The organism is Pseudomonas sp. 8 R 14 (genome assembly GCF_900005955.1).
GTDB classification, from domain to species: Bacteria; Pseudomonadota; Gammaproteobacteria; order Pseudomonadales; family Pseudomonadaceae; genus Aquipseudomonas; species Aquipseudomonas marginalis.
The window spans coordinates 139727-150926 of sequence record NZ_CVTH01000087.1; the positions used below are offsets into that span (position 1 = coordinate 139727).

The following is an 11200-nucleotide window of genomic DNA, read 5'->3' on the forward strand; positions in this document are numbered from 1 at the left end:
TGCGCGATTATTGTGCCTACAGGCCTTGCTGCAGTGCCGGATCGTCAGGGTTTTGCTGTTCCAGCTGGGCGAGCAGCACCTGTACATTCTGCAATTGGCCGCTTTCTTTCCAATAATTGACCAGCAGCACCCGCGCCTTGCGATTGGCCGGGTGGCGCTGGACGATTTCCTCCAACTGGCGCTGGGCCGCTTCCAATTCCTGCTGGGCATGCAGGGTGGTAGCGAGGTCGTAGCGGTAATCCTGATTGTCCGGCTCCAGCTCCACGGCCTTGGACAGGCCGAGCAACGCATAGGGGCGCTCGCCATGGTGCAGCAGCCACATACCCAGGGCATGTTGCAGGTAGGCCGACTCAGGGTGCGCCGCCAATTGCCGGGCCAGCAATTGGCGGGACTCATCGGTCTTGCCCTGTTTATCCAGCAACTCGATCTGCGCGACCACCGCTTGCAGGTTGTCCGGCTGCAAGCGCATGGCCTGTTCCAGCGCGTTTTGTGCTTCCGGCAGCAGGGCGCTGTGGATGTACAGGCGCGCCAGTTGAATCCAGCCTTCGGCCGTTTCCGGCTGGGCCTTGAGCTTTTTCACGAACTCGTCCAATACCTGCTGCAATGGCCCGAAGTACAGGCCCAAGGTGTCGGGCGACAGGCCGAGCAGGGCATTGGCGGCGGCAAAGCGTACGCTTTGTTCGGGATCATCGAGCACCGGGCCCAGCAGCAGGGTGCGCTGGCCGCTGGGCACCAGGCCGACAATGCTGTGGATGGCCGCTTCGCGCACCAACGCGGAGTCGCTGGTGAGGTCTTTATCGGCGAGCTTCAAGGCCTGGGGGCTGGGGTAGTTGGGCAATTCGGCATGCAGCGCGGCGCGGCGTTCGGGTGACAGGTCCGGCCGGCCCAGTTGCTGATACAGCACGCGCGCGGCGCCCGGCTCGCCGTTATGCGCCTGTTTCAAGGCTTTTGAGTAACCGTGGGCAATGGCAGGAGGCACGGCCACCTGGGCGGTGCGGGAGAAATACCAGGTGATCAGCACAATCAACAACAGGGCGCACAGGCCGACGATGGCGTAACGGCGTGACTTTGACATGCAGGCGTCCGAAAAGCTGAAGAAGCAAAGCCGCAAGCTTCGGCCAGACCACGGCAGGTGTCAAACCCGCGTCAGGTCAGCACGTATTCCACTGGCTCCAGGGCCGGCGGCAGGTCGGTTTCGCCGAGGGCGGCGAGCAGCTCAGGCTCCAGGGTGCGCAGGATCGCATTGCAGGGCAGGTCGTTTTCGTCAAAGCCGAAAGGGTCTTCCAGGTCGTCGCCGATCTCATCGAGGCCGAAGAAGGTGTAGCTGACAATGGCGGTAAACACCGGCGTCAGCCAGCCCAGGGGTTCGGCCATGGCGAACGGCAAGAGGATGCAGAACAGGTAAATGGTGCGGTGCAGCAGCAAGGTGTAGGGGAAGGGCAGCGGCGTGCTTTTGATTCGCTCGCACGCGGCCTGTACCTGGCTGAGGCTGACCAGACGGGTTTCCAACTGGGTGTAACGCCATTCGCTGAGGGCGCCTTGCTCGGCCAGGGCGGAAAATCCCGCGCCAATCTGTTGCAGCACCCGGTCAGGCAGGTTGGGATGACTCGCTTCCACACTGGCCCAGGGCTGGATCGCCCGGGCTTCGTCTTCGTGGCGCAAGCGCGCGACCAGCCCGTGGGCGAAGCCGCCCAGGCCCCGCAGCAGGCGCCCACGCTCCGCCGGGTCAGTAAGCAACTGGGTCTCGCGAATCAGCGAGCGCACCTCGATGATCATCTGCCCCAGTTGCTTGCGGCCTTCCCACCAGCGGTCATAGCAGGCGTTATTGCGAAAACTCATGAAGATCGACAGCGACAGCCCGAGCAATGTGAAGGGCGTGGCGTTGACCTTGGAGAAATAGGCCGGGTGCAGGGTTTCCACCAGCACGATCACCGACGCCAGCAGCGTGACCAGCAGGCTGCGCAGGGCGATGCGCTTGGCAATCGAGCCCTTTAGGGAAAACAGGATGCCCAGCAGGTTCGGTTTGGGACGTACGATCATCGCGAGGAGGACTTCTTCGGTGGCGCAGGCCCTCAGGTTAGGAGCTTGCACGACGCACGTCCAATCGCTTGGGCTGACCGGACGATCAGCGCGGTCGATGATTGGCCAAACCAGTCAGCCATGTTGAAGGCTTTGACCATTGCTGCCGTGGCGTTGCAGAGCGACTATTTCGACGATCTCGACCGTTCAAGGAAACAATAATGCAGATTGAGAACAAGGTTTTTCTGGTCAGCGGCGGCGCTTCCGGCCTCGGTGCGGCCACCGCAGATATGCTGGTCGCGGCCGGCGCCAAGGTCATGCTGGTGGATTTGAATGCCGACGCCGTGGCGGCCAAGGCCAGGCAGCTCGGCGACAACGCCCGCAGCGCCGTGGCGGATATCAGCCAGGAGGCCGCAGCCGAAACCGCCGTGCAGGCAACGGTCGCGGCGTTTGGCGGTTTGCACGGCTTGGTCAACTGCGCGGGGGTGGTGCGCGGTGAAAAGATCCTCGGCAAGACTGGCCCCCACGGGCTGGCCAGCTTTGCCCAGGTGATCAACGTCAACCTGATCGGCAGCTTTAACCTGCTGCGCCTGGCGGCAGCGGCCATCGCCGAAACGGAAGCGAACGCCGACGGCGAGCGCGGGGTGATCATCAATACCGCGTCGGTGGCTGCGTTCGACGGGCAGATCGGGCAGGCCGCGTACGCGGCGTCCAAAGGCGCGATAGCCAGCCTGACCTTGCCCGCCGCACGGGAGCTTGCGCGCTTCGGCATTCGCGTGATGACCATCGCCCCGGGCATTTTCGAAACCCCGATGATGGCCGGCATGACCCCGGAAGTACGCGACTCCCTGGCCGCCGGCGTGCCGTTTCCGCCGCGCCTGGGCAAGCCTGCCGAATACGCCGCGCTGGTGCGGCACATCATTGAAAACAGCATGCTCAATGGCGAGGTGATCCGTCTCGACGGCGCCTTGCGCATGGCGGCCAAGTAAGGAGGATGAGCCATGAATGATCCCATCGTGATTGTCAGCGCCGTGCGCACGCCCATGGGCGGGTTCCAGGGCGACCTCAAGGGCCTGACTGCGCCGCAACTGGGCTCTGCCGCCATCCGTGCGGCGATCGAGCGTGCAGGCATCGCCGCCGACGCCGTGGATGAGGTGTTGTTTGGGTGCGTGCTGCCCGCCGGCCTGGGCCAGGCGCCCGCGCGTCAAGCCGCCTTGGGCGCCGGGTTGGATAAGTCCACGCGTTGCACCACCCTCAACAAGATGTGCGGCTCGGGCATGGAAGCGGCGATCCTCGCCCATGATTCGCTGCTGGCCGGCAGCGTCGACGTGGTGATCGCCGGCGGCATGGAAAGCATGTCCAACGCGCCCTACTTGCTGGACCGCGCCCGCAGCGGCTATCGCATGGGGCACGGGCGGGTCATCGACCACATGTTCCTCGACGGCCTGGAAGATGCGTATGAAAAAGGCCGCCTGATGGGCACCTTTGCCGAGGAGTGCGCGCAGCTCAACGGCTTCAGCCGTGAGGCGCAGGATGCGTTTGCCATCGCGTCGCTGACCCGTGCGCAGGAGGCAATCACCCATGGCAGCTTCGGCGCCGAAATTGTCCCGGTACAGGTCACCGTCGGCAAAGAGCAGAAAACCATCCTGCATGACGAACAACCGCCCAAGGCCAGGCCGGAAAAAATTCCCGGCCTCAAACCGGCGTTCCGCGAAGGCGGCACGGTGACGGCGGCCAATTCCAGCTCGATTTCCGACGGCGCGGCCGCATTGCTGCTGATGCGCGAGTCCGAGGCACAACAGCGGGGGCTCAAACCGTTGGCGGTGATCCATGGGCACGCAGCGTTTGCCGATGAACCGGGGTTGTTTCCGGTGGCGCCGGTGGGCGCGATTCGCAAGCTGATGAGCAAGACCGGCTGGAGCCTCGACGACGTCGATCTGTTTGAAATCAACGAAGCCTTTGCCGTGGTCAGCCTGGTGACCATGAGCAAGCTGGAAATCCCCCACGCCAAGGTCAATGTCCACGGCGGTGCCTGCGCCCTGGGCCACCCGATTGGCGCGTCCGGCGCGCGGATCCTGGTCACCCTGCTCTCGGCCCTGCGCCAGAAAGGCCTCAAGCGGGGCGTCGCGGCCATTTGTATCGGCGGCGGTGAAGCCACGGCCATGGCCGTCGAATGCCTGTATTAAGGACTGAGCCCAATGCTGCCCAATGACGAACAACTGCAGATCAGCGACGCCGCCCGGCAATTTGCCCAGGAGCGGCTTAAACCGTTTGCCGCCGAGTGGGACCGCGAACATCGCTTTCCCAAGGAAGCCATCGGCGAAATGGCCGAACTGGGCTTTTTCGGCATGCTGGTGCCCGAACAGTGGGGCGGGTGCGATACCGGTTACCTGGCCTACGCCATGGCCCTGGAAGAAATCGCCGCCGGTGACGGCGCCTGCTCCACCATCATGAGTGTGCACAACTCGGTGGGCTGCGTGCCGATCCTGAACTTCGGCAACGATCAGCAGAAAGAGCAATTCCTCAAGCCCCTGGCCAGCGGCGCCATGCTCGGTGCTTTCGCCCTGACTGAGCCGCAAGCCGGTTCGGATGCCAGTGGCCTGAAAACCCGTGCACGGCGTGAAGGCGATCATTACGTGCTCAATGGCTGCAAACAGTTCATCACTTCCGGCCAGAATGCCGGGGTGGTGATTGTGTTCGCGGTGACCGACCCGGCAGCGGGCAAGCGTGGCATCAGCGCGTTTATCGTGCCCACCGATTCGCCGGGCTACAGCGTGGCGCGGGTCGAGGACAAGCTCGGCCAGCATGCCTCCGATACCTGCCAGATCCTGTTCGAGGATGTGAAGGTGCCGGTGGCCAACCGTCTTGGGGAGGAGGGTGAGGGCTACAGGATCGCCCTGGCCAACCTTGAAGGCGGTCGCGTCGGCATCGCCTCGCAATCGGTGGGCATGGCCCGCGCCGCTTTCGAGGCTGCACGCGACTACGCCCGAGAGCGTGAAAGCTTCGGCAAACCGATCATTGAGCATCAGGCCGTGGCCTTTCGCCTGGCGGACATGGCCACGCAAATCGCCGTGGCACGGCAGATGGTGCACTACGCCGCCGCCCTGCGGGACAGCGGCAAGCCGGCGTTGGTCGAAGCTTCCATGGCCAAGCTGTTCGCCTCGGAAATGGCTGAGAAAGTCTGTTCCGCCGCCTTGCAAACCCTCGGCGGTTACGGTTACCTGAGCGACTTTCCCCTGGAGCGGATCTACCGCGATGTGCGGGTCTGCCAGATTTACGAAGGCACCAGCGATATTCAACGCATGGTCATCTCACGCAATCTCTAAGGAGCCGATACATGAGTTACGACACCATTTTGCTCGAAGTCCAGGGCCGCGTCGGGTTGATTACCCTCAATCGTCCCCAAGCCCTGAACGCCCTGAATGCGCAGTTGGTCAGCGAGTTGAACCAGGCGCTGGATGGCCTGGAGGCCAACCCGGAAATCGGCTGCATCGTGCTGGCCGGCTCGAAAAAAGCCTTCGCCGCCGGCGCCGACATCAAGGAAATGGCCGAGCTGACCTACCCGCAGATCTACCTCGACGACCTGTTCAGTGACAGCGACCGCGTCGCCAACCGTCGCAAGCCGATCATCGCCGCGGTCAACGGCTTCGCCCTCGGCGGTGGCTGCGAACTGGCGCTGATGTGCGACTTTATCCTGGCCGGTGACGGCGCCAAGTTCGGTCAGCCGGAAATCAACCTCGGCGTGCTGCCGGGCATGGGCGGCACCCAGCGCCTGACCCGCGCGGTGGGCAAGGCCAAGGCCATGGAAATGTGCCTGACCGGACGGTTTATCGATGCGGTGGAAGCCGAGCGCTGCGGGATTGTCGCGCGCATCGTGCCCGCCGATGAACTGCTCGACGAGGCGCTGAAGGTCGCCACGCTGATTGCCGGCAAATCGGTGCCGATCAGCATGATGGTCAAGGAAAGTGTGAACCGTGCGTTTGAAGTGAGCCTGTCGGAAGGCGTGCGCTTTGAGCGCCGGGTGTTCCATGCCGCGTTCGCCACGCAGGATCAGAAGGAAGGCATGGCGGCGTTTGTGGCCAAGCGTGCGCCTGAGTTCAAGGATAAGTAGCCGTTGCCAGCTGTATAGCTGCAAGCTGCAAGTAATCGCCAATGCGCTTTTACTTGAAGCTTGCAGCTTAAGACTTGCAGCTTAAGACTTGCAGCTCCTACAGCTGGTAGTTTTTGAGTTCCCGGGCAATCACCATCCGCTGTATCTCGCTGGTCCCTTCGTAAATCTGCGTGATCCGCGCGTCCCGGTAGTAACGCTCCAGCGGGTAATCCTCCAAATATCCATAGCCGCCATGAATCTGCATTGCGCTGGAGCAGACTTTCTCGGCCATTTCCGAGGCGAACAGCTTGGCCTGGGACGCTTCCGAGAGGCACGGCTTGCCGGCGCTGCGCAGGCGCGCCGCGTGCAGGATCAGTAAACGGGCAGCGTTCAGGCGGGTTTGCATGTCTGCCAGCAGGTTGGCCACGCTTTGGTGTTCGATGATCGCCTTGTCGAATTGCACCCGGTCGCGGGCATAGGTCAGCGCCGCCTCGAAGGCCGCACGGGCGATGCCCAGGGCTTGGGCGGCAATGCCGATGCGGCCGCCTTCGAGGTTGGATAGGGCGATGGCCAGGCCTTTGCCGCGCTCGCCGAGCAGGTTGGCCTCGGGCACGCTGCAGTGGTTGAGGGTCACGGCGCAGGTGTCCGAGGCACGAATACCCATCTTGTGTTCGGTACGGTCGACCACAAACCCCGGGGTGTCGGTGGGTACCAGGAACGCGGAAATGCCCTTCTTGCCCAGGTCCGGGTCGGTCACGGCAAATACAATCGCCAGCTTGGCGCGCTTGCCGTTGCTGACGAACTGCTTGGCGCCATTGATCACCCACTGGCCATCGCGCAATTCGGCGCGGGTGCGCAGGTTGTGGGCCTCGGAGCCGGCCTGGGGTTCGGTCAGGCAGAAGCAACCAATCGCCTGGCCACTGGCGAGTTCGGCCAGCCAGGTATGTTTCTGGGCATCGGTGCCGTAGTTGAGGATTGGCCCGCAACCCACTGAATTATGGATACTCATCAGTGCGCCGGTGGCGCCATCGCCGGCCGAGATCTCTTCCACGGCCAGGGCATACGCCACGTAGTCGACATAGGTGCCGCCCCATTCTTCCGGCACTACCATGCCCAACAGGCCCAGTTCACCCATCTTCGCCACCAGGGCGTCGTCGATCCAGCCGGCTTTTTCCCAGGCTTGGGCATGGGGAGCGATTTCACCACGGGCGAAGTCGCGCGCCATGTCACGGATCATTACCTGTTCTTCAGTGTATTCAATGTCTTGCATGGCTTATTTCGCAACCTGCTCGAAGTGATGGAAGAAGCTGTCGACGTGGCTTTTGTTCAGTCCATGGAGCGTCGGCGGGTTCCAGCGAGGGTTCTTGTCCTTGTCGATGATCAGCGCACGGACCCCTTCGATCAGGTCGCCGCGTTCGAACCATTGGCGGTCAAGGTGCAGCTCCAGGGCAAAGCACTGCTCCAACGGCAGGCGCCGGCCGCGTCGCAGCATTTCCAGGGTCACGGCCATGGCCAGGGGCGAGCGGGTTTGCATCAGGTGGACGGTGTTCAGTGCCCACTCATGGCTGTCGGCGACAGTGACCTCCTGAAGTTGCTCGACGATGCTCGGAATGTCCGGCAGGCCGAAGAAGTGGTCGATCGCGGGGCGCAATGCGGCCAGCGGCGGGTCGGGCAGGCGCTGCACCGCCAGCTTGGCCAGCACGCCTTGCAGGTCTTTGAGCGGCGATTCATGCCATTGCAGGCTGTCGAGTTTCTGGTCGAGGCTGGCCAGCTTGGCGCTGTCCAGGTACCAGTTGGCCAACCCGCAATACAGGGCGTCTGCCGCGCGAACCTGCACGCCGGTCACGCCGAGGTAAATGCCCAGCTCGCCGGGAATGCGCGGCAGGAAGTAGCTGCCACCGACGTCCGGGAAGTAACCGATCGCCACCTCCGGCATCGCCAGGCGGCTGCGCTCGGTGACGACGCGCAAATCAGCACCCTGCACCAGGCCCATGCCGCCGCCCAGGACAAACCCGTCCATCAGGGCCAGTACGGGTTTGCGGTAATGGTGGATGGCCAGGTCCAGCGCGTATTCCTCGACGAAGAAGTCTTCGTGCAGGGTGTCGCCGCGTTTGAAACTGTCATACAGGGAGCGGATATCGCCGCCGGCACAAAATGCCTTTTCGCCCGCACCGCGCAGGACTACGGCATGCACCTGCGGGTCGTCTGACCAGGCGTGCAGCTGTTGCGCCAGGCTGCGGACCATGTCCAGGGTGATGGCATTCAAGCCGGCGGGGCGATTGAGGGTGAGGTGACCGATATGGTTGCGTACTTCGGCCAGTACGTCGTCCTGACGCCTCTCGGCGCTGCTTGCTTCGCTTGAAACCTGAGCAGTCATCTGTAACTCCCTGCTTTTATTGTTCTTTATCAAGATGGTCGTGCGCAAACACTCCCGTGATCGTACCAGTGCAAATTTGCACAGTACAACCCGAAATCATGCAGGTCGTTTTTGCATTTATGCAGGGTGGCGGGCGCGGGTTCAGGTCACGCGGGTTGCCAGTACTTCACCGATGCTGCGGCGCCGAGCGTGGGTTTCTGCAGCATGGATCAATTGCTCCAGCTCCGTCGGGGCCACGTCGTAGAATTGCTCCATGTCCGCCAGCGCCAGCTTCAAGTCGGCGGCCGTGATAGCGGGGTCGCGGGCGGCCCTGGGGTCAGGCAGGACAGTCGTCGACGTCTCGACAGCACCCTTGGGGTAGCGCGTTCGCGTCGCATTATTGTAGGCCAATGCACAGGCCAGCAAGGCGCCGGCGCCGAGTAATACGGCCCCCAATTCGTGCCAGCCCAGGGCGGCGGAGGCAGGGTCGGCCAGGACCAGGCTCATGGCCAGCCCACCGGCGGGCGGGTGCAGGCACCGCAACCAGCACATCAGCACCACGGCCATGCCGGCCGCCAGGCAGGCACCGCCCAGGGTGCGCCCAAGGACGCGGGCCACCAGCAACGCCACGACACCGGCGCACAGGTAGCTGCCGATGATCGACCAGGGTTGTGCCAGCGCCCCGGATGAGACCGCAAACAACAACACCGCCGAAGCCCCCAGCGGGCCGAGCAGGTGCAGGGCCACCTCCATGCCAAAAACCTGGGCACAGAGCCACACACTGAAGAATGTACCCAAGGCCATGCCAATCGCGGCACGGCTCCATTCGGTGGGGCGGGTGTTGATAGCAGCGGGAAACCAGCGAGAGCGCATTGAAAGGAAATCCATAAACGGCGGGCAAAAAAAAGGCTTGTCTGGTTGCCCGGAAAAGCCCTTTGAAAGTTCCTGCATTTGGGGGAGGAACCCGCGCAGTGTGCCGCGCCCGGCATGGCAGCGCCAATGCATATTAATGAGGGTTAAATACAAAAATAATGAGTTTATCAAGGCGTGGCGGAGCGGTAGATAGCTACCGCATGTGGCCATCGAGTTTACAGTTGGGGTTCAGACGCAACTCAAGGTTGGACAGGTTTAGCCAGGTGCAGCAGCACATAGGGAGTTCGGTCGAACTCACCGCTCAACGTAGGCGTGATAGAGGCAAAGCGCGGGTCTTCGAGCCCTTCGAAATCCGCCTGGCTCATCACCAGCCACGCCGGCCCTTGCAGCGGTGCCAGGTCAGAAGCTTGTTGGGTAAACAACGGCACCTGGTCGCAGTCGAGGTTGACCATGTATTTGATCGCCTTGGCGTCTTTGCCCAAGCCGTGCAATACCACGGGGGCGCGCTGTTGCTTGACCTGCTCATGCACTTGCAGGGTAAAGGTGCGGGTGTCGTAGACGCTGCGTTCGAGCGGTTCGACCACGGCAATATAGGTTGCCCAAACCGCAAGCACGGCGGCAAGCGCCGGACCCAGCGGCCGTAGGCGAGCCCTGAACAACGCCAGCAATGCCAAGGCTTGCAACACGCCGAGAACGGCGAACACCGGCCCCAGCTGGCTCAACTGCTGCGGATAGCGTGGCCTCGCGAATACCAGCCCGACGATCAGCAGGCCTGGCAGCAGTGTCCATAGACCCAGCATCAGCCCGCGTAGCCATGCAAACAGCCGCCCCTCAGCGACCTGGAACGGGTACGCCGCAATGATCGCTGCCATCGGCAACATCGGCAGCACATAGCGAGCCTTCTTTGCCTGGGGAATCGACAGGCCCAACATCACCAGCAAGCCTGCGGCGGCGCAGTACAGCACCAGTTGCAACGCCGGCGTCGGCACGCGGCGCCCACCGACCGCAAGCGCCAGCAGCACCAGCAGCGCCACGGGATAGGCGAGGGCGTAGTTGCCCAGCGAGCTGGTGAAGTAATACAACGCGCCACTGGAGCCTTCACTGCCGTCCATGCGCCCCAGGAACTGCATGCGGATCACATCCTGCATGAAGCTCTCGCCGCCACTGAGCTTGGCCATCAGCAACAGCAGGCCGACACAGGCCGCCAGCAGCGCCAGGGCCAGCAGGCCAAAACTGAAGAGTTGGCGCCATTGCCGGTTGATCAGGTAGTAGCTGCACAGCACACCCGTGGGAATGACCAGCCCGATCGGCCCGCGAATCGCAAAGCCGAGGATCAGCAGCAGGTACAGCCAGTACAGGCGTCTGCCCGCACCGAAATGATCATGGGCATAACCGAGGTAGAACACCGCCAGGGCGATGGCGGCGAGCATCTGGTCAAGGGATACCGCACGGGTTTCACTGATGAAGGTACTGCTCAGCAACAACAGCGCGATGCTCAGCAGCCCCCAACGCTGGGAGTAGGGCGCCGTCAGGCGATACACCAGGATGACGATCACTGCCGAGGCAATCGACGTGGGCAGCCAGGCCGTGAGGCTGGTGACCTGGCCCAGGGGCAGGGACAACAGCCAGGTCATCAGCGTCGAGGTGGCCAGGTAATCGGCATACGGCTGCCCGTAGGTGGTGGGAAAAAAACCCGGCCCATGGCGCAGCATCTCCTGGGCAAATACCACGAAGCGTGAGTCGAAACCGATAATCGCCTGGTGCCAACTGCCGGCGATGAACAACAGCAGCGCCAGCAATCCCAAGCCGAGGGATTGGCGACGAATCGTCGGGCTGAGCAGGGACGGTTGAGCTTTGTTCAC

The 11200-nt window shown here is 62.9% G+C and carries 11 protein-coding genes; 5 read left to right on the plus strand and 6 right to left on the minus strand.

The features are described 5' to 3' along the window. Positions 1–16: 16 nt before the first annotated feature. Together BFQ01_RS26225 and BFQ01_RS26230 are read right to left on the minus strand one after the other, a co-directional pair. Positions 17–1075 (minus strand): tetratricopeptide repeat protein, encoded by a 1059-nt coding sequence (locus tag BFQ01_RS26225; protein WP_065927518.1) that lies wholly within the window; start codon positions 1073–1075, stop codon positions 17–19. A 71-nt stretch (positions 1076–1146) separates the two neighbouring features. Then, complete coding sequence (locus BFQ01_RS26230) at positions 1147–2040, minus strand: bestrophin family protein (RefSeq protein WP_065927519.1); 894 nt, start codon at positions 2038–2040, stop codon at positions 1147–1149. Between the two features lie 45 nt (positions 2041–2085). Between BFQ01_RS26230 and BFQ01_RS32655 the strand changes: the two genes are divergently transcribed. Genes BFQ01_RS32655 through BFQ01_RS26250 form a run of 5 tightly spaced genes read left to right on the plus strand, consistent with a single transcriptional unit; the run spans position 2086 to position 6130 of the window. Beyond that, positions 2086–2241: a hypothetical protein gene (locus tag BFQ01_RS32655; protein WP_159440246.1), complete on the plus strand. Its 156-nt coding sequence runs from the start codon at positions 2086–2088 to the stop codon at positions 2239–2241. Next, positions 2241–3008: an SDR family NAD(P)-dependent oxidoreductase gene (locus tag BFQ01_RS26235; RefSeq protein WP_065927520.1), complete on the plus strand. Its 768-nt coding sequence runs from the start codon at positions 2241–2243 to the stop codon at positions 3006–3008. The genes BFQ01_RS32655 and BFQ01_RS26235 overlap by 1 nt, the downstream gene beginning before the upstream one ends. Before the next feature lie 12 nt (positions 3009–3020). Further along, a complete protein-coding gene (locus tag BFQ01_RS26240) occupies positions 3021–4205 on the plus strand; it encodes an acetyl-CoA C-acyltransferase (protein ID WP_065927521.1) in 1185 nt (394 codons plus the stop codon). A gap of 12 nt (positions 4206–4217) precedes the next feature. Then, positions 4218–5345, plus strand: coding sequence for an acyl-CoA dehydrogenase (locus BFQ01_RS26245; protein WP_065927522.1), 1128 nt, complete (start codon positions 4218–4220; stop codon positions 5343–5345). Between the two features lie 11 nt (positions 5346–5356). Continuing rightward, positions 5357–6130, plus strand: coding sequence for an enoyl-CoA hydratase (locus BFQ01_RS26250; RefSeq protein ID WP_065927523.1), 774 nt, complete (start codon positions 5357–5359; stop codon positions 6128–6130). 97 nt (positions 6131–6227) lie between these two features. On the opposite strand, the gene BFQ01_RS26255 is transcribed toward BFQ01_RS26250, so the two are convergent. From BFQ01_RS26255 to BFQ01_RS26270, 4 genes are all read right to left on the minus strand, one after another. After that, positions 6228–7379 carry an acyl-CoA dehydrogenase family protein gene (locus BFQ01_RS26255; protein ID WP_065927524.1) on the minus strand — a complete coding sequence of 384 codons (1152 nt, stop codon included), beginning with the start codon at positions 7377–7379 and terminating at the stop codon, positions 6228–6230. A 3-nt stretch (positions 7380–7382) separates the two neighbouring features. Next, positions 7383–8486, minus strand: coding sequence for an enoyl-CoA hydratase/isomerase family protein (locus BFQ01_RS26260; protein ID WP_065927525.1), 1104 nt, complete (start codon positions 8484–8486; stop codon positions 7383–7385). 141 nt (positions 8487–8627) lie between these two features. Beyond that, positions 8628–9338: an HPP family protein gene (locus tag BFQ01_RS26265; RefSeq protein ID WP_065927526.1), complete on the minus strand. Its 711-nt coding sequence runs from the start codon at positions 9336–9338 to the stop codon at positions 8628–8630. Between the two features lie 239 nt (positions 9339–9577). Beyond that, positions 9578–11200, minus strand: a complete 1623-nt coding sequence (locus BFQ01_RS26270; protein ID WP_065927527.1) for an ArnT family glycosyltransferase — start codon at positions 11198–11200, stop codon at positions 9578–9580.